This window comes from Paenibacillus sp. MAHUQ-45 (assembly GCF_058133325.1).
This window is the reverse complement of the sequence record NZ_JBYUPV010000001.1, coordinates 544,172-566,539: the sequence shown is the minus strand read 5'-3', so window position 1 is coordinate 566,539 and position 22,368 is coordinate 544,172. Positions and strand designations below refer to the sequence as shown.

Here is a 22,368-nt window from a genome sequence, read left to right as displayed (position 1 = left end):
ACATAAGCGAATTCTTCAAAATTTTATGTCTTTCTAATAGTGTATTAAAGTGAACAATCATGCCCTATCACCTATAGAATAAGGAGAAATCATATGTCCCTTTTCAGAAAAGCTACTTTCTGGTTCTCATTAGTAAGCATTCTAGTTTGTGTGCTTAATTACATGGGAAACGACGACAAGAATATTTTGCTGATTGGTTTTAATCCCCTCCTGAATACTATCGTTTATGACCAGTCCTTTCGAAGTTGGATCATCGGAACCGATGATGTCATTCGTCCGACTGCTTATTTGTTACACTTTGCTTCATTCTTTTTGACAGGAGCTATTGTGGATATTCTGAGTTATGTATTCAGAAGACGAGAAAAATAAGCTTTATGTCACACACTGAATGATAATCCGCCATAAAACAAGCCGCTTTCTATTAGAAGGCGGCTTGTTCTATGTTACAAGTCAATTTTCAATAGCAGCGATCAATTACAGATATCACCTACATCCGGATACGCCAAGGCACAGTTTATTTAGCAAGTGTTCTAGACTTATTCTCGCGTAAAATTGACGGCTGGCAGGTCGGAAATTACGTGGATTATTCAACCTCTGTGTTTAGGATCTGAACGTCCAATTTCAAGTCAATAGGCAATCGGGGATAGTCTGTTCTCCAATCCAAAGAACCCCAGGTTTTCGGATGAAATGCCTTGATGTGTTCCCCAATATTGAGCAGATCACAATTTGCTTTTTGTAATTTCTTTATTGTATCATTAGCAGCACTCTTCAAATATTGACTGATTTCTTTTTCTGCTTGTTCTACATACATTTTTTTAAATGGACGGCCTTTTTCATCGATTGCGTATACATTAATAGCCAATGATACATGAATTGATACTGTAGGCAGGCTATTAGATTTAGGAATAACCACTGTCTGCGACTTTACCTTTTTGACGGAAAATGCAAACTCATTGCCTTTTTGTTTTCCGTCCGTTGTAATTGTTTCATTTTTTTCTGGTAGCCTGCCAGTTATCTTTTGCATTCCCATGTCTTTGCCTAACATCAGCATTGTTAAACGAAGTTCCTCTTTGCTAAGTTTAACTTCTGTACTTTTACCTTGACGAAATAATAAGGCTCCACCCAATTCCAATCCTGAATCGGATCTCCTCACAACTGGTAATGCAATGTCTTCTAACCGCTCTTCTTGAGATAATATAAAATGCATCATTGAAACGTTGGATATCATTCCATTAGTCTCCAATGACATTATTAATCTGTTTAGCTTCTTTGAAAACTCATCTTTTGAAGCAAACTTCTGGAGAAGCTTAGAAACTGAACCTTCATATACTACTACCGGAGCATTTATCGACGTATATGGTGCATGAAGTAAATATGAGAACCTTTTTGTAGGTTCATTCGAAGCGAACGACTCGCTTATTAAAAAAAGTCTCGTGTTACTCGCAAGGAAAGGGCCTTGTTCTTTATATTCTCCTTGTTCTATAGCTTCAACTAAACTCGATCCTTTTAGCTCTGTTGTTTCTGTAACTGCCTCTCCACCTCCCTGGCCTGCTTTTTTTATTTGTGTGACAGCAAAACTAAGAATGAACTCTCCACTTTTTTTATCAAAGTCTATACCCGCGATATCTACCAAATGTAAGTCACGCAGCCGCATTTCATCCCAACATCCCGTTAGCAGCGCCACTAACACAAAACAAATCGCCATTTTTTTCATCTAAGGTCTGCCTTTCCCCGCACTTTAGAGACAAGTAGCAGGATTGTTGGAAGAACAAATATAACAATGATGGTTGCTTTATTATGATAAGTTGAAAAACTAAGCAGCCATTGACGATTAGAGCCCCATTGTCCAATCACAAAGCAAACGATTGCTATAAACCATATGAGGAGAGGATGCTTCCGAAATTCCTTTGTACCAGCAGAAGCCATATAACGAGCTGACAGAAATAAATAAACATAAGCTGTTGCTAAAGTCACTAAGAGCCACATTGCCAAAAATAAGATATCAAGACTTTGCACGACCGGCCATGCGAATTGACGAAGAATGAATATCATTGGTTCTAATACGGAATTCAGTTGGTTTTCACTGAAGCTGTAGGTCACTATGACGGATATCAGCACATAAAAAAAAGTTGTAAAACCATTAGCCGCAGAAACAGTTAATAAGATGTAGCTTTTTTTACGGCACTTTACATATGGAAGCACATAAAGCAGAAGCTCATATCCGGCATAAGCCCAGAAGCCTGAGAGAGAACCCCTCAAAATTGAGCTGAGTTTGTGATTAAAAATGGGCATAAAATGGAGAAGATCTCCTTTTCCAGTTCCGCTGATAAATACAATGGCAAAACAAGCCAGAAAAATTAGCATAAGGGTCTCTGTTATTGTACTTATAGATTGTAGCGAAGAAGACGCTATATATGCTGTTACGGCGAACATTACTCCAGATATAACAAACCAAGGCGTGTTATGTAGCATCCATCTACTAAGGACATCAGAATATCCAATTATCACCAGCAGACTAGACTCTGCGCAATATAAGCTAAACAAAATGCTTATTATTGGTCCCAGAGGCTTACCCACTATTGCGGATATATATTGGGGCAGTGACCGATTGCCGTATCTTTTTCCCAGAAAAAAAATAATCAAAATACCTAACTGAGCATACACTCCCCCAAGTAAAACGGACATCCATGAGTCATGACCTGAATAACGCGATTCATCATAGGGGATTGCCAGTACATGAACTCCAACTTGAGTCAGGATAACGAGACAAAATAGTTGTTTGAGACTAATTTTCCCTGCACTGTTCATTCAGTTGATCCCCTTGCATGGTTTCTCTTATTAGCTGATCCTCTGAAAATCGTATCGTTATTTTTAGAACCAGCAATTCCGGAATAAAAATAGGGGATACCCATCGTGTTAATACGTGCAAGGTGAGTGAGAACTAATAAAAAGGAAAGCACCAACCCGATCAAACCCAATATTGCGGATAAAATTATGAACGGATAGGTCAAAAGTCTTGCCGCACTTCTCATTTCGTACGAAGGAATTATGAATGAAGCGATAGCTGTGAATGCAACTATAACAACCATCATTGTAGAAATTAAATTTGCCTGAACAACAATAGTTCCAATAACGATACCTCCTACAACCCCTATCGTCTGGCTGTTAAAGCTTTCGAGACGAATTGTCGCTTCACGTAAAATTTCAAGCGTAATCAACATAAATATTGCTTCAAATACTGGAGGAATTGCGATATATGCCATAGTACTTTGCATGGTCAGCGCTAATTCATACGGAATAATGCGGGGGTCGAATGAAACGAGGGCTACATAAGCGCCAGGCAAACAAATACCGAGAATAAAGCTCACGATACGGAGAAGACGAAAGGAACTCCCAATGATCCAATTCACTTGATAGTCGTCTGGACTCTGAAAAAATGCCCAAAAGGACACTGGAACAATTAAGCAATCCGGAGAACCATCGATCAAAATCGCTATTTTTCCGTCCAGCAGATATGACTTTATTCGATCCGGCCTCTCTGTTACAAGTATTCGCGGAAACCATGAGAATTTCCCGTCCTGAATTAAATCTTGAATGAAACCTAGAGCTTCAACATTATCTAGTTCAATACTTTTTAGCTTCTGATCAAGTCCATTTACAACATCTTTATTAGCCAGTGAATTCATATAGAGCATAGAAATCTTATTTTTCGACTTTCGACCGAGTTCATATTGTCTTACAGCTAACTCAGGAGTTGCAATTATTTTTCGTATCAGATTTATGTTTGTATCGAGATTTTCAATTAATGCTTCATTGGAACCACGCAATACGCGTTCATTCATCGGTATGTTTATGGAACGTTCCTTTGAAAGCTCTGTTCCAAGCAAATAAAACTTTGCTTCCTTATCTATTTGTAGGACGGTCTTTCCTTCGATAAGAGCCATTAGGGCGGTCGATACAAGCTCCGTCTCATTGTAATCCAAAATTGAAATGCCCTCACGAACAGTGAATTGCTTGAGACCAAGAAGAGGACGGATAATATGTTCTTGTACCACAGCTGGATCAACCATGGTACTCAAATAAAAAAGGTAACAACAACGTTCTCCAGCCACAAAAGTGCTCGTTTTGAAATCTGAACTTTCAGATAAAAGCTCATTCATCATCTTCTTATTTTTTTCTGCGGACTGGTCAGCATTCATCTCAGGCCATTCCTTTCTCTTTTGGTTACGCCCATAATTTCCCCATGAATTAACTTTTTATCCATTTCATATTTTTTTAAAATTAACCCCGTTTTTCACCATTTTAAGAACGTAGATTTCTTTTTACTGGGTTAACAATGTAGGCATTCACACTTACGATCCACAAATGTACACATACATTAGTGTAGAAAGTTACAAAGGAGGGATTGGAATGAGCGAATGTGCAGGTTATCCCCCAGTAGGCTTCACGTCCACTACAGTCATTCTTGTGCTTTACATTCTCCTGGTCATTATTTTGAGAACATTCTAAGTTATAAAAAAGTGGAATCGAGAATCTGACACTTTGTCAGGTTCTCGATTCCACATATAGGAAAAGTTCCTTCATAAAGCATAATCAAAACAAAGCGGTGCTGAGATCGTCTTCCATCTGCGGCTCGACTGATTATCATAAAGCAGCTTTACATTAGCGGGATCATGTCCCGCCTCATCCAGAAGCTCAATTTCATTGACATCCTGCAACCAGGCAAGCGGAATTTTATAATCCATCTGCGGCCCGATGTGCCAATAGCGGCCACGATCAATACCATTCAACTTAATCTGTCCTTTACTCATTCCGCTCAGGCGAAGTTTAAGCTTGGGACGCGCAGCTTCAGGCCATTTCGGTTTGGTAAATCGCAACGTGTGTCGTATCGGACCAGTATAGCCTTGTACATCTCCAGGACTTTATGAAAAGGATCATCCCTCGGTCATAAAATAAGGAAAAGAAGGACAGGTAACGATACCGGCAGGATGGTTATTATGCTCTTAGAGGTTTTCTTCCTTATGCGCTAATCCAAAAAAGCCATGATCACATTGGATCATAGCGTAATTTTGAAACTGCTATATAATTGAGGAAACTTACATATTTTTAGGGGTTGCATGATTGTCCAAAACATGATATTATCTATCTTGTCGCCAATAACACGAGTTACCAGCTGCAATTCAGCATTTTACATGCCGGGGTGGCGGAATTGGCAGACGCACAGGACTTAAAATCCTGCGGTAGGTGACTACCGTACCGGTTCGATCCCGGTCCTCGGCATCCATAACAATAAGGGTTTCAGCTCATTCGGGCTGGAACCCTTATTTGTTTATTAGGTGGTTTTACTAACATTTTTTCTGTAGACGTAATGTATAATCCTCGATCTTCTCTATTAAGACAAAATCCCCTCGCCCTGCATCTCCATAAAAGACTAATCCCTGAAGCCACGCACCCTCCCCTAGGCAAATGCATACGATAATTCTGAAATAATATTTAGTAACCGGAGGTCATATACCCATGAGTCTTCAACCATCAGGATATCATCATCCACAGCAGCAGGTGTTATACAGAGCGGACAATAACACGATTCATAATTTAAGAAGTGTTCGAGACAAACTCCACAATATTTGCCGGGTCCATGGCAATCAATCCGTTAGAATTGAAACCTTGGATGGCCAGGTGTACGTGGGGAGAATTGTCGGCTGCAACGGAGGATTGATGTATTTAAAGGTTAGCAGTCAGGGAGGACAACGGAGTCCATACTCCAATGATGAACTAATCTTAACCCTTGTCCTTTATGAATTGCTGGTCATCACATTATTGTACACCTAGTGACAACAGGAGCCTGCTTACGCAGGCTCCTGTTTAATGACACATTTTCATTAGAATGTTCTCAAAACAATCACCAAGAGAATGTAAAGCACCAAAATTACGGTAGTGGAAGTGAATCCACCGAGTCCTGCATAGCCACTCATCCTTATCCCTCCTCTGTCGTTCTACACCCATTATATTCTCCACTCCTATCTCTGCTTGTGCTGATACCCAAAGCATCGTTTGAGATTCTTTTACCCAGACACAACAAAAAACGTCCCTGCCTGATCGGCAGGAACGTTAATAAAATCAGCTTTATTCCCACACGCCTGCAAGCGCTCGGCTCTTACTTTTTTCTACTTAGCTGCGCTCTCCAGTACGATTTCTCATGCCAGCCAGACCCAACAGGCCGATGAGTCCCAACCAGCCCCAGTTTGACCCGGTTCCGGTACTAGTGGTGCTGGTCGCCCGATAGGTGCCGTCCTGGTTCGTGGTGGACAACGGAGCTATTCTGTGGTTATTTTCAGTCCGAACGTTGTTGTCCAGGATGTTGTTGTTACCTCTGTTCGTTCCTGTCGTTCCATTGATCATACTGCCATTAGGATGCATACGGTTCGCGTCATTTCTAATGGTGCCTGTATTGCGCGTGGTATCGCCCACCCCGTCGACTCCGGCAGCTTCGGCTGTATAACCGGTGCCAAGCAGTGTCATGGACAATGCAGCGGTACAGATAAGGCTTGTTATCAGCTTATTCAAGATATGTTGCCCCCTTGTAGTTTGATTGCTGATAATTTCCCCTCATCCCTTATTTTCTATACAGTCCCAAAGCGGCTATCCCGTAACAATATTCACGGTCTTGCTTGCAGCATCATACGTAACCTTCGCTCCCAACGCTTCCGCCAGCGCCCGCACGGGCACATAGGTGATGCCGGTATCCAGAACACCGTCTGTGAGCTTGTTGCCATTCAGAACGATGCTTACTTTCACATCTTTGTTCACGTTGTCACCTCCATTGATCACGTTAAGCGCAGCCTTGATCTGCTCTGCCGACGGCCGGAGGCCTGCCCGCAATTGATCAATTGAAAGTCCATAAGCAATCTGCAGATGGGAATAATCTTTGAAGGAAGTCCAGTCCCCTCCCCATTCAAAGCCCAGCTTTTTGGCCTCCTGCACCACTTCCTGCCAGTCCGCTATTTTGTTGCCGTTTCCGTCACGGTTCATATCCCAGGAAATGCCCTTCCCATCTGGCAGCAACAGAGCAAAATCAATCGCCAATCCATAGTTATGATAACTGAATCCCCCGCGCGCATTGGTCACGATGTTCCCCGGTTTACTTCTGCCCTGTGCATAGAGAGAATTCTGCTCGGCAATAGTCCGCAGTCCCTGGGTAATGATAATCGGCACGCCCTTGGCAAAGCTGCGCTCGATCAGTGTATTTGCTCCGGCCAACACGGCTGGATTCAGCCCGGCGAGAGAAGCGGTCGATTTGCTTTTTACCACGTCCAAAGTCAGCATATCTTCACCCCCTGGTATAGTAGATGTCCGATTTTTCTGTTCTGCTTGTACAGATACCCCTATGCTTGGACCGTTTGCAGTTCAATACTTTCACACGTCTCTTTCCCACGAAAAAAGAGCCCTCGGACAACCGTCCGGGACTCCATCTAAGAAATTTACACTCTCATATAGTGATGCTTATAAATCCATATTGTACCTTTTTATCGCTTCAGCATCTGGATGTTTCCCGTCTATAAGGACAACCTAAATAGGTATCTTATACAACAGTGAAAGGAGATTTGTCATGGACATCCATAGCGACAGCTACAAAATCGCCACATTAAGCGAACGAGGTGAAGCGGTTGAGATTATCCGGAACGCGGAAGCTGCCCTTGCCGAACTGACTGGCAACCCCACTGTAACCTTGATCGCTTATGAAAAAAGTACAGGAGCACGCACTTAGGCAGTAGCTTGTTAGACGATATAGGCCTCTACAATCTGGTCTACATGAATCCACTTCCATTCCTCCGCCCACTGCAGCTTGATCTCCCGCGAGTGGGTGTGAATGGAGGTCACAAAGCCGCTCACGGCCTCATTCTCGAACGGATCGAACAGAATCACCGTGACGCGCACATGACTGCGCAGAGACAGCGCCAGGGCGCTCTCAATCTCCTCCTGCTTCTGCTCATCCAGTACCGGCTGGGTGCGGCGCAGCGTCTCCCGTTCATCGCTGATAATCCGGTTCTTGTGCTCCGGCAGCATCATCCGACTGCTCTCCCATAATCCGTTTCCTTCCAGCTTCTTACCCATTGCCTAGCCTCCTTGTGTTCAATTAATAACCCTACATAACACGAACGTATGTTTGTATTATATCCATAGCCAAGTCCTTTAATCAATATGGAAAAAATGACAGTCTGCACGCAAAAAAGCGCCCACAGCTGTACTGTGCAACGCCTTTTATCATCATCCCCAAATATGGGGGCAGGTTGTCCTATTGATTAACACTCTTCGAATCCGTTCCAGTTATCACTTTGGATCAGTGGTTGCCTTCGTATCCGCATCCTTATCCGGCTCCAAAAGTCCAGTGGCCACTCTGGCTTCGTTCAGCTTGGAGATACCGTATAACATAGCGATATCAGCATTCTGATTAAGCTCGTTGAACTCGTCGGCAGACACATCGGCAGAATCGGCACCTTTTGAAGCTTGTTCCTTTAAGGAATAGGCACTTTGAAAAGCAATCTGGGCCTCATCCAGCAGCTTCTTGACTTTATCCGGCAGGCGGTCGGAAATTTCAACCTTTTTCGCCTGAGATGAAATACTAGTAGCCGTATCCTTGAATTTGGCGATGGCTTTCTCCATCTCCTTGGAAGTAGCGTTCCCAGCCGAATAAGCGGCGATCGTCTTGTTGAATTGCTCCCGTGACGACTTCCCTAATTGTTCAATTTTGAACATCTCATTGTAGTAATTTTGCACAGATTCCTTAACTTCTTCCTCAGACAACGCCGCGGTTGAAGCAGAATCATTATAGCTGCAGGCTGAGAGCATTAGAACCAGCCCAATCAACCCTATTAGCCAAGCTCGTTTCATCGTTTACATTCCCCCCACATAACAGAATAATGTCGGTTATTGTAAAGTGCAAATGAAATTAATGTAAAACGGGGGAAAATGCAAAAAAATACGTTCCTGCTATGAGTGCAACCAATGACCGGGTGAAGCAGTATAATAATAAATATAATAAATGTTTATTAGGAGAGGAGGTTCATTCGATGCCTTATTGTACAGCCTGTGGAACAGAGTATAAGCAAACAGCTAAATTTTGCGGAGAGTGTGGGACCGCGCTGAACGGGGGAGCTTCACCAACAGCCGAGCGCATGCTGCGAGACCTGACGCCTGCTCAGGAAATCAAACTATGGGAAGGAAAGCCTGCCGGCATATCCGACCGACTGAAGGGTCTTGTGGGCCTTAATACGACCACCTATACGATTACAAGCCAAAGAATTATAGTAAAGACAGGCCTGATCGGTAAAAATATCGAAGAAATCGAGCTGCTGCGAATTCGTGACCTGGGAGTCTCTCAATCCATTCCGGATCGCATGCTTGGTATAGGGACACTGACAATTTTCTCCGATGATGCTTCATCGCCTCAGTTGTGGTTCCGCAAGATCCGTGGTGCCCATACCGTGAAGGATGCGCTGCGCAAAGCAGTACGTGATGAGAAAACAGTCAATAATATCAGCTATCGCGAACAGATCTAATCCTATACGCTTTTGCTGCAGACCAAAAAGCCCCGGATTTCTCGGGGCTTTTCCCTCGTTCACTTATATATATAGAACTCCGCATCACTTCACATTAAGGGAGAAAAAACGCCACTGCCGGGATAACCTCCTTGACCTGACTCGGACTCTCCCACATCAGCACGGCCTTCGCATCACCCTGATTCTCAAAGAACTCTACTTTGATATCATGCAGCTTGCCGGCGATCAGATTGACACTTCCTTTCCGCTCCTGTCCACTCTGCTTGATCCAACTGTCAATAACAAGCTGTCCGTCAATCCAGATTCGGATGCCATCGTCCGATGAAGAGTACACCGTGTAACCCTCACTATAAGTCGCACTAAGCTTTCCGATCCAGCGTACAGAGAAGAAATCCACACCGATTACCGGGTCCGGCGTGCCTTGTCTCCAGATGAAGTTAATATTGGCATCTGTCCGTACTAAAGCTGGCATTCCACTAAGAAGCATATTGTTATAATATTCTCCTCGCAGACCACTGACAGGGATTGCCGGACTACCCTCAGGCCTGGAAGCTTGGATTGCAAAAGCCTTAGTATATTCGCTCCTATTGAAGGTGAAACTGGCATTCATAAAATCCTTAATTGCTGCCTCCGTATTGTTCTCATAGAGAAGCTTGCCCCAAGTCATCAGGTAAGACCACCTGCGCTGTGACTTGGCAAGCAATGCAGATGATGGAAGCTTGCCGTTCTCGCCAATTGCAATCAGTTTGCCCCGTCCAAGATCCCACAGCCGATTATACAGTTCTTCCTTAAATTCTCCGTTATAAATATCGAGCGCCAGAATATCCACCTTCGCCACACCCGGATAATAGGTTTCCAGTGCGTCGACTCCATCTCCGTCTGCATTGGGGCTCCACACCCACAATATATTATTGAGCTTATGGGTCTTTGTGAAATAATCGAACATCAGATTCCAAAGTGTGATGAACTTGCTCTTGCGTCCCCACCAGAACCACCCGCCGTTCATCTCATGATATGGCCTCCATAGTACAGGAACGCCAGCATCGGCTAACTTGTGCAAAGACAAGGCAACATCATCGAGATCGGCGAGCAATGCAGCATTCTGGGGAGTGCCAGGGGTTACGTATTTATCGAATTCTGCATTACTCAGATTCATAGATACATTTGACCAAGCCGGAGCTGTTCCAGGCAAATGAGCATGATAGGTCAGAGCTACAATTCCCCCGGATTGATACCAGCGGATTGCACTGGCGACTACCCCGTCTCTTTGGCTGCGGATCAGTTCAGGCGACTGGTTGTTGATGGCCCCCAGTTCATAACCATGAAGCCCGGCATACTGTCCCCCAGTCGTCTTCAGCTTGTTATTGAATTCATCCGGGCTTTCGAGATAATCATGCTGTCCGTTAATAATTCCCGTGCCTTGCAAAGCATATAACGTCCTCAGAAGCGTCCGGGCAGGAGCCGTCAAATCCGGATTAGCCGGGGTCATGACCCAATTCCGGAACGCCGTCTGCCACTGTACATCGTTTACCAGCCGTGATGCCGAATCCAACAGCTGCCATAGCATCCCTTGTTCCACTAGCCCTCACCACCCTAGTACTTGTGGTACATAGTATGAAAAGGCCCTGCACAAGGACGCGGCCAATGTACAGAACAAAGAGCCTGTCTTTAGAATCTGCTGTTTCTCTGCTCGATTTTGTCAGCAATATACAAATCCAGTGCCCTGATCCCGCGAGTTGCCAGCTTAATGAACAGGATAAATGCATACACTCCACAACCCAAAAAGAACAAATAAAACAGCAGACCAAAGATTCCAAAACCCGTCATCATCACAAAGAACCCCTCCATCACATAGATTTACAAGCATATATAAGTGGCTAACGCCACACCTTCTCCTAATTATAGAGAATCGCGCTATAATTCGAAATACGCTATACTGATTGAATCGCAGAAAAAGGAGGAGCAGAAGTGAAGTTACGTAAATTAATCGGCAGTCTCATCATTGTTGCACTGCTAGCTCTAGGTTCTTACTGGTATGAAGAGGACGGACAGTTCCCGCCATCATCCCCATCCGATTCTGAAATTGTTCAGTTGGTCTTTCCCTCGGATCGTTATCCAGAGACAGCCAAGCATATTCAGGAAGCCATTGCAAAAGGTGAGTCCGCCATATGTACAATCGATCGTGAGCAAGCAGAGAATAACCGCCGCCTCTCTTTAAAGGGCGTTCCTACCAAAAAGGGCTACGACCGCGACGAATGGCCGATGGCGATGTGCAAGGAAGGCGGAGAAGGCGCAGATATTAAATACATATCGCCAAGCGACAACCGCGGTGCCGGAAGTTGGGTTGGCAATCAGTTGGAAGGATATGCGGACGGGGTTCGTGTTGAGTTTATGTTCCAGTAATGAAATAACCCCCGCCCGGCCAAGGCCAGGGGGGGAACAGTCCGATAAGGCTAGCCTAGAACAAACAGGCTTTAGTGATAATAACCAACAGAATGAAGAGAACCAGAATAGCACCTGTAGAAGTAAAAGGACTTACACACGGAGAGACGACAGGAGCTTCATTTACCGGACTAACATTTCCACAACCGCAACCATATCCTGCACCCATTTAAATTTCCTCCTTAGAATGATGAATATTGAATACAGCTCAGAATATGTGAAATTCCGCCTGAAGGTATGGGCCAACAGGTAAAGAAATGCGTGACAATTATATCAAGGCCTTGACTGAACAATTGTTGTGCATCCTGCCTGCTTATAAAAAAGAATATCCCTGTCGATATAGCTTATAGGAGGAGGTGCGATATGGATATTGCAGCATTATCTACTTCAATGAGCCAAGCATCCTTGGCCCAGGCCGTGGGTATACAAGTATTAAGTATTGCTAAGGATCAAGCAGAAACTCAGTCCCAGAATCTGGTGCAAATGCTTGAACAAAGCGTTCATCCGAACTTAGGAAAAACACTTGATATTCGCGTCTGAATGTTTTATGCTAGTCTTCACAAGAACATTAGTTCCCTTTTCTAAAATTTCAAAAGGCATCAGGCGGAAAGCAGACCCCTGCTTTCTCCGCCTTCCTGCTTTTTCACAGCCCTTCGGGCTTTTCTTTTGGTCAATAATACGAACATACGATCCTATAATGAGGTGGATAAAGTGAAATCTTACTATCAAATGACTGTTTTGGAAAAATGGACAGAGGATTTATACAACAGACTCCAGATAAAGCAGCCTTCGCAAATCTCCATTGAGTATATTTCAGAGCGCTTGAATATCTGGGTTCATTACCTCGATGTTAGAAGTAAGGCTGTTGAGGCATCCGCCGGAATGTACAGCATGTTCATTGATAACCGTCTGCCAGCAAGCATGCAGCGCCTGGAGTTTCTTCACGCTCTCTGCCATCTGCTGCGCCATTCCGGCAGGCGTACGCTGATGCCCGCGATCTTCACTCAAGATCAGGAGGATGAATCCGACCGCTTCATTCTGTATGCCTCCATGCCATACTCCATGATCTCGCGCCTGCCATTGCCGGAGCATCGTGGAGAGGCCATCCGTTACCTGGCAGCTATGTTTCAAGTCCCGAATGAACTGGCTGTCCAGCGGATCGATCAAATACAAAGACGCATATTTCAAGGCCAACTGCTTGCGGTTATGTCCCCAGCAAATTAATCCCACTGATATTCAGTCCGACTCGCGGGGATAATACCAATAACTGAATCACCAAGCCGTTAACCGCCCCCTGTTGCATGGCAGAATGATCTCATTGGAGGAATCCCTATGGAAGCCACTAAAATCATTGCCTTATTAATGTCCCATCCCGAATACAATGTTGATGCAGTACACCCCGAGATACCTGATTTTGTGGGAATCGAAACGATTGAAGTGGATCACGAGACCCAGACCTTCTCTATTCTGCTGCAAGAACCCAAGGAAGATGGTGTAATTCTATAAGACCTGTATGACCATGGATCGCCTCCGGCTGATGGTTGTTATACCAATCATAATATGGGTATAATTGACACAGACTAATTTATGGGGGCAACTTAATGGATAAAGGAGTACGTCAGAACTTGCAAGCTGCAGTGGCAAAGAACGAACGTATCAACCTCGTTTTATTGAATGGCGGGAACCTGCAGGGCACAGCGGAAGCCTTGACCTACCGAATGATCAAGATACAGACGGAGGAAGAATCACTCTGGGTTCCGATTACGGAGATCGAGAGCGTGTCCCATACATTGCAACCAAATATAACCGGTACCCCGGTAGATCAGGAAGCTAGCAGAGAGAAAGCCAGTCAAATCACAATCAGCCGCATCCAAGAAGCGATATCTCAAGAAAATAACCCCAGGCAACTAAGAGCCTTGGCGGAGCTTCTAATCACGTATCTGGATAAGAAAATCTACGATTAACTAATTTTACCGACACTACGCTGTAAGCAGACATCATACAATGTCCATCCTACCCATACATAGGCCTGACTACATCAAAGCACCTCGCCTTATCGGCAAGGTGCTTATTTTGTGGCATTCTACAAGCCACCCCCATCACTTAGCTATTGCTCTTAAAACACCCGTCAACCGCTTGATTCCCTCTGTTCCTGCCCAGCCTCCCGCGCTCGCCAAAATCACGTTATGAAACAACTTCATGGCTATGGAATACGCCATCGTTCCGACCACGATCTCCAAGACAATAAACCGTAGAATATCACCAGAGGTTATAATATATACTTTAAACTCCTGATTATGCAGCATGGGCTCACCATCCACCTCTAAAGCTTTTATGTAACCCATATGCTTTCACCAGATTGTCTGATTCCTGTCAACATTTTCCTAATATTATAGTAATATTTACCTAGTTCTGCTAGACTATATCTAAAATATTACTCAATCAGGAGGATTTTCGCGTGAAAAAAGTAATACTCCCGCTATCCCTATCAATAATTCTGTTACTCACACCTGCGCTGGCCAGTGCCCACCAAGGTCGGACCGATTCAAATGGTGGTCACTATTGCCGCACAAACTGCGAGAAGTGGGGATTGAAAAAAGGAGAGTACCACTATCACAGCAGTGGATCTAAAAAGAAAAAGCACTGATTCTGTGCAACTCTGGCACCTCAGTAAATGAAATTAAATGAGTTGCCAGGGCCCGATTAATCGCTTAATAAACGTAGCTCGTCTTTCTCTGGCTCTTTTCCTAATTTTGAATTAATTTTATGTAATTGTTCTATGATCTCGGATAAACCGATGAAAAACATCCCCGAAACAAGACCCGCAGCCCAATATAACAGGGTCAAAGACCACAGTTGTTCATATGTCTCACTATATAGGCCCACATTCTCTCTCCCAAACATCAAACCAAGAATAAACCCTGCTGCTATAATAACAATCCCTATCCAGGTAAGCACGCCAGAAATTTTTTTTTCTCTTTCCAACATATGAATCACCACCTTTCCAATAGTTATATTTTACCACATACGCAACAGGCATCTATATTTCTTCGAGGAAAAATGTGATGCTTTACTATTAGATCAACATTATTACTAAGCCTTTTTTAGTTATGCAAAACTTATAAATAAACAGCAAAAAACCCTTACAATGTAAGGGTTTTGGCGAAGTGGGCCCTGAGGGACTCGAACCCCCGACCAATCGGTTATGAGCCGACCGCTCTAACCAACTGAGCTAAGGGCCCGGATCTAAAATATCCGTATTTAGGAGTGCTGAGGATGAATAAGATTGGTTGCGGGGGCAGGATTTGAACCTGCGGCCTTCGGGTTATGAGCCCGACGAGCTACCGGGCTGCTCCACCCCGCGTCAGTCATTAAATTCAAACAGCGACAATAATTAATATACATTATATAGCACCTATAAGTCAAGAGAATTTAGAAAAACTTCTCAAGGGAGGAAACGCACCCCGTACTTTCCCTTGCGGGAGCGGTAAATTTCCACGAAACGCGGATCATGATAACCGTAGATCCATCCGTCTTGCTCTAATCGTTTGGCCAGACATCCAGCCTGAAACCGGGTCCGGAACAGCTTGGCGAAGTATATCCAGTTCATGATGTATTCGACTCCTTTGTCGGCATAATAATGGGATTCCTTCATGAGCTTATCATACCCAGTTTTCATAAAATAAGCCGCCGGGACCCCCGGCGGCTTTAAAGCTTTTATTTGGAATAACTACAGATTAATTCCTTACAGCACCTTGCGTAATCCAGCCATCCTCCAGATCGAAGGTGGACGAGGGCGATTTTCTCAGCTTCTCAAGCATCTTGTTGCCCTGAGACTCCCAAGTTTTCAGAGCTCGATCTACGGATTGGCGGCCGTTATACACTTCGATGAACAATTGTCGACCGGCATCGCTAATTTGGGTAATCCCCGGCTTCTGCGCCTCCAGTTGATCCATAGCGGGATCACCGGCAGGAAGTGGCTTCTGTGTATAAAAGGCCTGCAAATCCAGACCTGGCTGACTGGAAGTAATGTAGTCTTTACGGGACGTCAGTTCGTAAGAGTTATGGGCTTTGATTTTCGCCACCTCGTTACTGTTAACGAACTTGATCAGGTCCCAGGCATCCTCTTGATTGGAAGCATTAGCGCTGATCGCCATCATATTACCGAGCCAAGTGCCAGATGACACCCCTGGCTTCTCCGCAAACGAAGGGACACTCACAATGCCCCAATTCACCAGCTTGTAGTTGGGAATTTGGGCCGCATTTCGCTCAATATCCGCCAATTCCTTCAAATAGCCATACTCCCCGATGACCATAGCAGCCTTGCCTGTCGCGAACAGCTCTCCCTCAAGTGGATTGAATCCATTGCTCTCAGGGTTACCGACAGACTGAGTACTGCCTAGCCCGGGAATGATCCCCTTATGCACAAGTTCACTATAAGTAGTCCATGCTTTTTTCCACTGCTGATTGTTGACGGTCATCTTCTCGCCTTTGTTATCGTACATGGTCAGCTGTAGCGGCGATATATAGCTCAGCATATCCCAGAAGGGATCGCTGGAATAACGGCTCATGGAGAATCCGTAGATACCGCTGTCGGGATGACCCGACACCTTGGTCATCTTGGAAGCATTAACAACCTTCGCGGCAAGTGTAAAGACTTCATCCCAAGTCATTCCATTCGTTGGATAAGGCAATCCGGCTTTATCAAAAATAGCTTTATTATAATACAAAGCACTGGAGTTAAAGGTTGGTGCCAAAGCAAACAGATTGCCATCGCCCAACTCGCGGATACCATCCAGCATAGTCGGAGCCATATTGCTAATATCATAGTGGTCACGGTCAATCAGTGGCTGAAGCGGCTTAAGCATATTATGATCTCTCAGGCTCTTAATGAGCTTACTGTCCCCAACAATCACATCTACAGGTTTATCTCCGCCCATAAGCTTGCGAAAGCTCTCCAGGTTGCCTTCGGCGCCTGCCTGTGAACCAGGAGTGAAACGGAGGTCAGCGCTGTCTATAGCAGGCACAATCTCAAGCTTGACTTCTGGGTGCTTCATTTCATACAGATCTGTAAACTGTTGACGAAAATAAGTATCGTCTTCTCCACTCCACAAGCTGCCGATCCGTAGCACTCGCTCTTTCTGCTGAACTTGATCTTTCCCCGGCTCCGCCCACGCTGTATGTAAGCTTGATGACGCCAAAGGTAGCAGCAATGCCGCGCAGAGGCCAAGGCTCACCCGACGAATCGACTTTCGTTTCTTGTTAATTGTATTCATATTAAATTTCACTAGATACCCCTCCTGAACGTACTTAAACATACTTAGACCCTGATTACTGGAGTAATCATCCATTCCTTCTTTATGTATTATATAGGCTTATAGCATAGGGAAAAGTTACAGCAAATTTAAAGTTAGACAACGAATCCTTAATAGAATCACCTTAATTTGGAACAAATAGAAACGGTTTCGCCGTCCGCTAAGAGACGGTATCCGTTTCAGTGAGAAATATAAGGATGACTTATAGCGGAAACATATAAATTCTTCTATTTTAAAAAAAGTCCCTGCGCACCAAGGCGAGGGACTTTAAGTATGCTTTATACTCCGAAGGACGCAGGATCTTTTCTCCAGGAATGCAGAAGATCCACATCACTTGCAGCAATTTTACTCTGAGACAGTGCGACATCAATCAACGTGGTGTAATTGGACAAGCTCTGCAGCGGGATCTCTGCAGCGGTGAACGCTTGTGTGGCTCGGTCTAGCTCATAGCTGAAAATAGCCAGCACCGCCAGTGGCACGCCACCGGCCTCCTGAACCGCCTGAGCAGCCTTAATGGAGCTGCCACCAGTGGAGATCAGGTCCTCGATGACGATAACCTTCTGCCCGGGAGCAATCAGACCCTCGATCTGGTTCTGCTTGCCGTGGCCTTTAGCTTTGTCGCGGATATATGCCATAGGCAGATTCAGCTTGTCAGCTACCCAAGCCGCGTGCGGGATACCGGCTGTTGCTGTTCCGGCAATCACCTCAGCGTCCGGGTAACGGCTCTTAATCAGCTCGGCAAAAGCATCGGCGATATAGTTACGAACTTCTGGATACGATAAGGTCAGACGGTTATCACAGTAGATAGGTGACTTAATGCCTGAAGTCCAGGTAAAAGGCTCCTGCGGGCGCAGGTTTACCGCACCGATCTCCAGCAAATACGAAGCGACTTGTTCACTTTTATTTGAAAATTGGCTCACGCTTGAATCATCTCCTCAATAATTGTTAGTGCTGCTTGACGCGGATCAGATGCTGCTGTTATCGGCCGACCGATTACGAGATAGTGGCTGCCCTGCCGGATCGCTTGTCCCGGTGTCAGGACTCTCGTCTGATCATCCATGGATGACCCAGCTGGCCGGATGCCAGGGGTCACTGTGCGAAAATCTGGGCCGCAGGCAGATGCAATAGCTGCTGACTCCTGCGGGGATGCTACAACGCCATCAAGGCCTGCTTCCGCAGCCAGCTTGGCGTAATGCACTACTGTATCGCCAACAACACCTGGAATGCCAATCTCCTCGTTCATAACTTCCTGGCTCGTACTGGTCAGTTGGGTCACCGCAATAATTACGGGCATATCAAGCTCTGGATTAGCGCTAACCGCAGCGGCTGCCCCCTCACGAGCTGCAGCCATCATCGCCTTACCGCCTCCGGCATGCACGTTGAACATATCAGCGCCCAGCCTTGTGATGCTGCCTGCTCCGCCTTTTACTGTGTTCGGGATATCATGCATTTTGACATCCAGAAATACAGAGTAGCCCCGGCCTTTCAGCTCTCGTACGAACTCCGGTCCTGCCGCATAGAACAACTGCATGCCGACTTTCATATAACATGGAATGCCTTCCAGCTTCTCCATAAGCAGTCTTGCACTGTCTACATCCGGGTAATCCAGGGCAATCATCAACCGCTTGGCCATGTCTGACCACGCAGCATCTTGTCCTGGCTTCACCTCTTGCTCTTTTTCATAAGCCATAACCACCGCTCCTATCCAGTTTCACCTTATCCACGAGGACCGCATTGTAGCTACTTCAAGGCCCGGTCATGGCGGGACGGTCTGCGAATCCTCCGCAAACCGTCCCTGTAGCACGTTCAATGCTGTTTATTCAGTTCTTTATTGACCGACAAATGCAGGCATGGACTGCGACGAGAAGTTAATGGTCTGCAGCATTCTCAGCAGCGCCGCTACTGTATCGAGCGAGGTCATGCAGACCACGCCGTTCTCTACCGCTTCACGGCGGATGCGGAATCCGTCACGCTCTGGTGTTTTGCCCTTAGTCAGGGTGTTGAAGACAAAGTTGGCTTGCCCGCTGCGGATCAGGTCGATGATGTTCGGTTCGCCTTCGCCGAGCTTGTTGACGTTCATAACATTCAGCCCCGCTTCTTCAAGCGCTGTAGCCGTACCGCCAGTAGCGATAATTTTGTAGCCCATGCCATCGAAGCCCTTCATCAGTTCTACCGCTTCTGCTTTATCTTTATCCGCTACGGTGACAATGATTGCTCCCGTGGCTGGGATCTTCATACCCGCACCGATGAGGCCTTTGTACAGGGCTTTGGCATACAACTTGTCGCGGCCCATAACCTCACCCGTCGATTTCATCTCAGGTCCCAGGGTAGGCTCAACGCGGCGCAGCTTGGCGAACGAGAAGACCGGTACTTTTACCGATACATAATCGCTTTCCGGCCACAGTCCGTCTTGGTAGCCCTCTTCCTTGAGCTTGCCACCCAGAATGACCTTAGTAGCCAGGTGAGCCATCGGAATGCCTGTCACTTTGCTTAAGAAAGGAACCGTACGCGAGGAGCGCGGATTCACCTCAATGACATACACTTCATCTTTATAGATAACGAACTGGATATTGACGAGGCCCACAGTCTTCAGTTCTTTGGCAATCTTGATTGTGATCTCAGTGATCTTCGACTTCAAGCCTTCATCCAGATATTGTGGTGGATACACAGCGATGGAGTCGCCGGAGTGGACGCCTGCACGCTCAACATGTTCCATGATCCCTGGAATGACTACTGTCTCACCATCACAAATCGCGTCAACCTCAACTTCTTTACCCAGCATGTAACGGTCGATCAGAACTGGATGCTCCGGATTCACCTTCACGGCTTCCACCATGTAGCTCAGCAGCTCAGTATCGTTGTAGACGATCTCCATCGCGCGTCCGCCAAGTACGTAAGACGGGCGAACCAATACCGGATACCCCAGCGACTGTGCAGTTTCAACAGCTTGATCAACAGTCGTAACCGTCTTACCCTTCGGCTGTGCAATATCAAGACGAGAGAGCAATGCTTCGAACTTCTTGCGGTTCTCGGCTTCGTCAATGCTTTCCAGACTTGTTCCGAGGATATTTACCCCGGCAGCACTCAGCGGTGCCGCAAGGTTGATCGCCGTCTGTCCACCGAACTGTACGATGACCCCGATCGGATTCTCCTGCTCTACCACGTTCATAACATCTTCAAAGAACAACGGTTCAAAATACAACCGGTCCGATGTGTTGAAGTCTGTAGATACGGTCTCCGGATTGTTATTGATAATTACGGCTTCGTAGCCAGCCTTCTGAATCGCCCATACCGCGTGTACGGTAGAGTAGTCGAATTCAATCCCTTGTCCGATACGGATCGGACCAGAACCGAGCACGATTACCTTCTGCTTGTCGGAAGGCGTCACTTCGTTCTCAGTCTCATAGGTGGAGTAGTAGTAAGGTGTGGAAGCCTCAAACTCGGCCGCACAAGTATCTACCATCTTGAACACCGGCTTCAGTCCCTGAGCAAGACGCAATGCCCGCACCTCGGATTCCTTCGTTTGCTTGCCGTTAGGGTCGCCTTCAGCACGAATCTCGGCGATCGCCCGGTCGGTAAAGCCGAAGCGTTTGGCTTCATACAACGTTTCCGCTGTCAGGCTCTCTTCCCCGCGAATCACGTTCTCGAAGCTCACCAATCCTTCAATCTTGGAGAGGAACCACCAGTCTACGTTAGTGATATCCTGAACCTCTTGCAGTCCGTAGCCGCGGCGGAATGCCTCAGCGATCAGGAACAGACGCTCATCATCGGCTTTTGCCAACCGATCTCTCAGGACCTGTTCTTCCAGCTTCTCTGCACCTGGCAGACGGAAGCGGTGAACACCGATCTCCAAGGAACGAACCGCTTTATGAATGGACTCTTCGAAGGTACGGCCGATAGCCATAACCTCACCGGTCGCTTTCATCTGTGTGCCCAGCTTGCGGTTAGCCGACGTGAACTTGTCGAACGGCCAGCGTGGGATTTTGCTCACGATATAGTCAAGAGTTGGCTCGAAGCAAGCATAAGTCTGGCCGGTAACCGGATTGACGATCTCATCCAGGGTATAGCCCAATGCAATCTTAGCCGCCATCTTGGCAATCGGATAACCGGTTGCCTTGGAAGCCAGCGCCGAAGAGCGGCTAACACGCGGATTCACTTCAATTACATAGTATTGATAGCTTTGCGGATCAAGCGCGAACTGTACGTTACAGCCGCCTTCGATGTTCAGCGCACGGATAATCTTGAGCGACGCGCTACGCAGCATTTGGTATTCACGGTCGGACAGTGTTTGGCTTGGCGCCACAACGATACTGTCTCCGGTATGCACACCTACTGGATCGAAGTTCTCCATGTTGCAGACTACGATACAGTTGTCATTGGCATCACGCATAACCTCGTATTCGACTTCTTTCATACCGGCGATGCTCTTCTCAACCAGACATTGTCCGATCGGGCTGTAACGGATACCCGCCTTAACGGTCTCACGCAGTTCCTCTTCGTTATCACAGATACCGCCGCCTGTACCACCCAAAGTGTAGGCAGGACGGACAATCAGCGGATAGCCGATCTCATCGGCGAAGCTCAATGCTTCCTCCAGTGTGGTGATGATGGTGCTCTCCGGTACCGGTTGTTCCAATTCACGCATCAGTTCGCGGAACAGGTCACGGTCCTCAGCTTTTTCGATGGAGTGCAGTTGCGTTCCGAGCAGCTTCACATTCTCTTGCTTCAGAACACCCGCACGAGCCAGTTCTACCGCCATGTTCAGACCTGTCTGGCCACCGAGTGTCGGCAGCAATCCGTCTGGACGCTCTTGACGGATAATGCCGGTCACGAATTCCAGGGTAATTGGTTCAATGTAGACTTTGTCAGCCATATTGGTATCGGTCATAATCGTCGCCGGGTTGCTGTTGATCAGCACGACCTCGACGCCTTCTTCTTTCAGGGCTTGGCAGGCCTGTGTGCCTGCATAGTCGAACTCGGCTGCTTGGCCGATGACGATCGGACCGGAGCCGATCACCAGGATCTTTTTAAGCTTCTCATTCTTAGGCATT

Annotated in this window: 28 protein-coding genes, 3 tRNA genes and 1 pseudogene; 11 read left to right on the top strand and 21 right to left on the bottom strand. The window is 46.2% G+C overall.

The annotated features are described in order from the left end of the window. Positions 1-583: 583 nt before the first annotated feature. The 3 genes from AC3Y23_RS02525 to AC3Y23_RS02515 are packed head-to-tail and all read right to left on the bottom strand — an operon-like array spanning position 584 to position 4,199. Positions 584-1,714, bottom strand: coding sequence for a Ger(x)C family spore germination protein (locus AC3Y23_RS02525; protein ID WP_379195261.1), 1,131 nt, complete (start codon positions 1,712-1,714; stop codon positions 584-586). Then, positions 1,711-2,808, bottom strand: a complete 1,098-nt coding sequence (locus AC3Y23_RS02520) for a GerAB/ArcD/ProY family transporter (protein ID WP_379195259.1) — start codon at positions 2,806-2,808, stop codon at positions 1,711-1,713. The genes AC3Y23_RS02525 and AC3Y23_RS02520 overlap by 4 nt, the downstream gene beginning before the upstream one ends. Continuing rightward, positions 2,805-4,199, bottom strand: coding sequence for a spore germination protein (locus AC3Y23_RS02515; protein ID WP_379195257.1), 1,395 nt, complete (start codon positions 4,197-4,199; stop codon positions 2,805-2,807). Before AC3Y23_RS02515 ends, AC3Y23_RS02520 begins: the two co-directional genes overlap by 4 nt. Positions 4,200-4,410: 211 nt before the next feature. Between AC3Y23_RS02515 and AC3Y23_RS02510 the strand changes: the two genes are divergently transcribed. Further along, positions 4,411-4,509: a sporulation protein YjcZ gene (locus AC3Y23_RS02510; protein WP_379195255.1), complete on the top strand. Its 99-nt coding sequence runs from the start codon at positions 4,411-4,413 to the stop codon at positions 4,507-4,509. Between the two features lie 71 nt (positions 4,510-4,580). On the opposite strand, the gene AC3Y23_RS02505 is transcribed toward AC3Y23_RS02510, so the two are convergent. Next, on the bottom strand, positions 4,581-4,877 hold the full coding sequence (locus AC3Y23_RS02505) for a hypothetical protein (protein WP_379195253.1): 297 nt from the start codon (positions 4,875-4,877) through the stop codon (positions 4,581-4,583). Between the two features lie 317 nt (positions 4,878-5,194). Between AC3Y23_RS02505 and AC3Y23_RS02500 the strand changes: the two genes are divergently transcribed. After that, positions 5,195-5,280 (top strand) — tRNA-Leu (locus AC3Y23_RS02500). Positions 5,281-5,517: 237 nt separating this feature from the next. Further along, positions 5,518-5,832 (top strand): hypothetical protein, encoded by a 315-nt coding sequence (locus tag AC3Y23_RS02495; protein WP_379195251.1) that lies wholly within the window; start codon positions 5,518-5,520, stop codon positions 5,830-5,832. Positions 5,833-5,882: 50 nt separating this feature from the next. On the opposite strand, the gene AC3Y23_RS02490 is transcribed toward AC3Y23_RS02495, so the two are convergent. The 3 genes from AC3Y23_RS02490 to AC3Y23_RS02480 all read right to left on the bottom strand — a co-directional run bounded on the left by AC3Y23_RS02490 (position 5,883) and on the right by AC3Y23_RS02480 (position 7,326). Further along, a complete protein-coding gene (locus AC3Y23_RS02490) occupies positions 5,883-5,975 on the bottom strand; it encodes a YjcZ family sporulation protein (RefSeq protein ID WP_379195249.1) in 93 nt (30 codons plus the stop codon). A gap of 196 nt (positions 5,976-6,171) precedes the next feature. Then, positions 6,172-6,567 carry a WGxxGxxG family protein gene (locus tag AC3Y23_RS02485; protein ID WP_379195247.1) on the bottom strand — a complete coding sequence of 132 codons (396 nt, stop codon included), beginning with the start codon at positions 6,565-6,567 and terminating at the stop codon, positions 6,172-6,174. 75 nt (positions 6,568-6,642) lie between these two features. Continuing rightward, complete coding sequence (locus AC3Y23_RS02480) at positions 6,643-7,326, bottom strand: M15 family metallopeptidase (protein WP_379195245.1); 684 nt, start codon at positions 7,324-7,326, stop codon at positions 6,643-6,645. A 283-nt stretch (positions 7,327-7,609) separates the two neighbouring features. Here AC3Y23_RS02480 and AC3Y23_RS02475 point away from each other — a divergent pair, with 283 nt between their 5' ends. Continuing rightward, the gene (locus AC3Y23_RS02475; protein WP_379195243.1) at positions 7,610-7,768 is read left to right on the top strand and encodes a hypothetical protein; all 159 of its coding nucleotides are present in this window, start codon (positions 7,610-7,612) and stop codon (positions 7,766-7,768) included. An 11-nt stretch (positions 7,769-7,779) separates the two neighbouring features. Here the strand turns inward: AC3Y23_RS02475 and AC3Y23_RS02470 are convergent, their stop codons facing one another. Next, positions 7,780-8,115 carry a YolD-like family protein gene (locus AC3Y23_RS02470; RefSeq protein WP_379195241.1) on the bottom strand — a complete coding sequence of 112 codons (336 nt, stop codon included), beginning with the start codon at positions 8,113-8,115 and terminating at the stop codon, positions 7,780-7,782. 216 nt (positions 8,116-8,331) lie between these two features. Continuing rightward, positions 8,332-8,892: a hypothetical protein gene (locus tag AC3Y23_RS02465; RefSeq protein WP_379195239.1), complete on the bottom strand. Its 561-nt coding sequence runs from the start codon at positions 8,890-8,892 to the stop codon at positions 8,332-8,334. A 179-nt stretch (positions 8,893-9,071) separates the two neighbouring features. On the opposite strand from AC3Y23_RS02465, the gene AC3Y23_RS02460 reads away from it, so the two are divergent. After that, a complete protein-coding gene (locus AC3Y23_RS02460) occupies positions 9,072-9,560 on the top strand; it encodes a PH domain-containing protein (protein ID WP_379195237.1) in 489 nt (162 codons plus the stop codon). A 94-nt stretch (positions 9,561-9,654) separates the two neighbouring features. Here the strand turns inward: AC3Y23_RS02460 and AC3Y23_RS02455 are convergent, their stop codons facing one another. Beyond that, positions 9,655-11,139: a glycosyl hydrolase gene (locus tag AC3Y23_RS02455; protein ID WP_379195235.1), complete on the bottom strand. Its 1,485-nt coding sequence runs from the start codon at positions 11,137-11,139 to the stop codon at positions 9,655-9,657. 89 nt (positions 11,140-11,228) lie between these two features. Continuing rightward, on the bottom strand, positions 11,229-11,393 hold the full coding sequence (locus AC3Y23_RS02450; protein ID WP_379195782.1) for a hypothetical protein: 165 nt from the start codon (positions 11,391-11,393) through the stop codon (positions 11,229-11,231). A 135-nt stretch (positions 11,394-11,528) separates the two neighbouring features. Here AC3Y23_RS02450 and AC3Y23_RS02445 point away from each other — a divergent pair, with 135 nt between their 5' ends. Beyond that, complete coding sequence (locus AC3Y23_RS02445) at positions 11,529-11,963, top strand: DNA-entry nuclease (protein ID WP_379195233.1); 435 nt, start codon at positions 11,529-11,531, stop codon at positions 11,961-11,963. Positions 11,964-12,018: 55 nt separating this feature from the next. Here the strand turns inward: AC3Y23_RS02445 and AC3Y23_RS02440 are convergent, their stop codons facing one another. Beyond that, a complete protein-coding gene (locus AC3Y23_RS02440; protein ID WP_379195231.1) occupies positions 12,019-12,171 on the bottom strand; it encodes a YjcZ family sporulation protein in 153 nt (50 codons plus the stop codon). A gap of 194 nt (positions 12,172-12,365) precedes the next feature. On the opposite strand from AC3Y23_RS02440, the gene AC3Y23_RS02435 reads away from it, so the two are divergent. The 4 genes from AC3Y23_RS02435 (at position 12,366) to AC3Y23_RS02420 (ending at position 13,966) form a co-directional block, all read left to right on the top strand. Further along, complete coding sequence (locus AC3Y23_RS02435) at positions 12,366-12,542, top strand: YjfB family protein (protein WP_379195229.1); 177 nt, start codon at positions 12,366-12,368, stop codon at positions 12,540-12,542. Between the two features lie 189 nt (positions 12,543-12,731). Next, positions 12,732-13,226 carry an ImmA/IrrE family metallo-endopeptidase gene (locus tag AC3Y23_RS02430; RefSeq protein WP_379195227.1) on the top strand — a complete coding sequence of 165 codons (495 nt, stop codon included), beginning with the start codon at positions 12,732-12,734 and terminating at the stop codon, positions 13,224-13,226. 108 nt (positions 13,227-13,334) lie between these two features. Continuing rightward, positions 13,335-13,508: a hypothetical protein gene (locus AC3Y23_RS02425; RefSeq protein ID WP_379195225.1), complete on the top strand. Its 174-nt coding sequence runs from the start codon at positions 13,335-13,337 to the stop codon at positions 13,506-13,508. Positions 13,509-13,603: 95 nt separating this feature from the next. Further along, on the top strand, positions 13,604-13,966 hold the full coding sequence (locus AC3Y23_RS02420; RefSeq protein ID WP_379195223.1) for a hypothetical protein: 363 nt from the start codon (positions 13,604-13,606) through the stop codon (positions 13,964-13,966). 135 nt (positions 13,967-14,101) lie between these two features. Here the strand turns inward: AC3Y23_RS02420 and AC3Y23_RS02415 are convergent, their stop codons facing one another. Next, complete coding sequence (locus AC3Y23_RS02415; RefSeq protein WP_379195221.1) at positions 14,102-14,347, bottom strand: hypothetical protein; 246 nt, start codon at positions 14,345-14,347, stop codon at positions 14,102-14,104. Positions 14,348-14,433: 86 nt separating this feature from the next. Between AC3Y23_RS02415 and AC3Y23_RS02410 the strand changes: the two are divergent. Next, positions 14,434-14,622 (top strand): annotated as a pseudogene (locus AC3Y23_RS02410) (YHYH domain-containing protein); the annotation flags it as partial. Between the two features lie 83 nt (positions 14,623-14,705). On the opposite strand, the gene AC3Y23_RS02405 reads toward AC3Y23_RS02410, so the two are convergent. The 8 genes from AC3Y23_RS02405 to carB form a co-directional block, all read right to left on the bottom strand. Then, a complete protein-coding gene (locus AC3Y23_RS02405; protein ID WP_379195219.1) occupies positions 14,706-14,990 on the bottom strand; it encodes a hypothetical protein in 285 nt (94 codons plus the stop codon). Positions 14,991-15,170: 180 nt separating this feature from the next. After that, positions 15,171-15,244, bottom strand: a tRNA-Ile gene (locus AC3Y23_RS02400). A 45-nt stretch (positions 15,245-15,289) separates the two neighbouring features. Then, positions 15,290-15,366: transfer RNA gene (locus tag AC3Y23_RS02395), tRNA-Met, on the bottom strand. A gap of 81 nt (positions 15,367-15,447) precedes the next feature. Then, positions 15,448-15,681, bottom strand: coding sequence for a hypothetical protein (locus AC3Y23_RS02390; protein ID WP_379195780.1), 234 nt, complete (start codon positions 15,679-15,681; stop codon positions 15,448-15,450). A 58-nt stretch (positions 15,682-15,739) separates the two neighbouring features. Next, a complete protein-coding gene (locus AC3Y23_RS02385; RefSeq protein WP_379195217.1) occupies positions 15,740-17,290 on the bottom strand; it encodes an extracellular solute-binding protein in 1,551 nt (516 codons plus the stop codon). A gap of 305 nt (positions 17,291-17,595) precedes the next feature. Continuing rightward, positions 17,596-18,237, bottom strand: a complete 642-nt coding sequence (pyrE, locus tag AC3Y23_RS02380; RefSeq protein WP_379195215.1) for an orotate phosphoribosyltransferase — start codon at positions 18,235-18,237, stop codon at positions 17,596-17,598. Continuing rightward, positions 18,234-19,007, bottom strand: a complete 774-nt coding sequence (gene pyrF / locus AC3Y23_RS02375) for an orotidine-5'-phosphate decarboxylase (RefSeq protein ID WP_379195213.1) — start codon at positions 19,005-19,007, stop codon at positions 18,234-18,236. The genes pyrE and pyrF overlap by 4 nt, the downstream gene beginning before the upstream one ends. Before the next feature lie 138 nt (positions 19,008-19,145). Further along, a complete protein-coding gene (carB, locus tag AC3Y23_RS02370) occupies positions 19,146-22,367 on the bottom strand; it encodes a carbamoyl-phosphate synthase large subunit (RefSeq protein ID WP_379195211.1) in 3,222 nt (1,073 codons plus the stop codon). Position 22,368: the final 1 nt, after the last annotated feature.

Coding starts and splice junctions, on each gene's coding strand:
- AC3Y23_RS02480 (WP_379195245.1), bottom strand. CDS start 7,326: ATGCTGACTTTGGACGTGGTAAAAAGCAAATCGACCGCTTCTCTCGCC.
- AC3Y23_RS02525 (WP_379195261.1), bottom strand. CDS start 1,714: ATGAAAAAAATGGCGATTTGTTTTGTGTTAGTGGCGCTGCTAACGGGA.
- AC3Y23_RS02515 (WP_379195257.1), bottom strand. CDS start 4,199: ATGAATGCTGACCAGTCCGCAGAAAAAAATAAGAAGATGATGAATGAG.
- carB (WP_379195211.1), bottom strand. CDS start 22,367: ATGCCTAAGAATGAGAAGCTTAAAAAGATCCTGGTGATCGGCTCCGGT.
- AC3Y23_RS02520 (WP_379195259.1), bottom strand. CDS start 2,808: ATGAACAGTGCAGGGAAAATTAGTCTCAAACAACTATTTTGTCTCGTT.
- AC3Y23_RS02440 (WP_379195231.1), bottom strand. CDS start 12,171: ATGGGTGCAGGATATGGTTGCGGTTGTGGAAATGTTAGTCCGGTAAAT.
- AC3Y23_RS02475 (WP_379195243.1), top strand. CDS start 7,610: ATGGACATCCATAGCGACAGCTACAAAATCGCCACATTAAGCGAACGA.
- pyrF (WP_379195213.1), bottom strand. CDS start 19,007: ATGGCTTATGAAAAAGAGCAAGAGGTGAAGCCAGGACAAGATGCTGCG.
- AC3Y23_RS02490 (WP_379195249.1), bottom strand. CDS start 5,975: ATGAGTGGCTATGCAGGACTCGGTGGATTCACTTCCACTACCGTAATT.
- AC3Y23_RS02430 (WP_379195227.1), top strand. CDS start 12,732: ATGACTGTTTTGGAAAAATGGACAGAGGATTTATACAACAGACTCCAG.
- AC3Y23_RS02415 (WP_379195221.1), bottom strand. CDS start 14,347: ATGGGTTACATAAAAGCTTTAGAGGTGGATGGTGAGCCCATGCTGCAT.
- AC3Y23_RS02470 (WP_379195241.1), bottom strand. CDS start 8,115: ATGGGTAAGAAGCTGGAAGGAAACGGATTATGGGAGAGCAGTCGGATG.
- AC3Y23_RS02420 (WP_379195223.1), top strand. CDS start 13,604: ATGGATAAAGGAGTACGTCAGAACTTGCAAGCTGCAGTGGCAAAGAAC.
- AC3Y23_RS02435 (WP_379195229.1), top strand. CDS start 12,366: ATGGATATTGCAGCATTATCTACTTCAATGAGCCAAGCATCCTTGGCC.
- AC3Y23_RS02495 (WP_379195251.1), top strand. CDS start 5,518: ATGAGTCTTCAACCATCAGGATATCATCATCCACAGCAGCAGGTGTTA.
- AC3Y23_RS02460 (WP_379195237.1), top strand. CDS start 9,072: ATGCCTTATTGTACAGCCTGTGGAACAGAGTATAAGCAAACAGCTAAA.
- AC3Y23_RS02390 (WP_379195780.1), bottom strand. CDS start 15,681: ATGAAAACTGGGTATGATAAGCTCATGAAGGAATCCCATTATTATGCC.
- AC3Y23_RS02425 (WP_379195225.1), top strand. CDS start 13,335: ATGGAAGCCACTAAAATCATTGCCTTATTAATGTCCCATCCCGAATAC.
- AC3Y23_RS02510 (WP_379195255.1), top strand. CDS start 4,411: ATGAGCGAATGTGCAGGTTATCCCCCAGTAGGCTTCACGTCCACTACA.
- AC3Y23_RS02405 (WP_379195219.1), bottom strand. CDS start 14,990: ATGTTGGAAAGAGAAAAAAAAATTTCTGGCGTGCTTACCTGGATAGGG.
- AC3Y23_RS02465 (WP_379195239.1), bottom strand. CDS start 8,892: ATGAAACGAGCTTGGCTAATAGGGTTGATTGGGCTGGTTCTAATGCTC.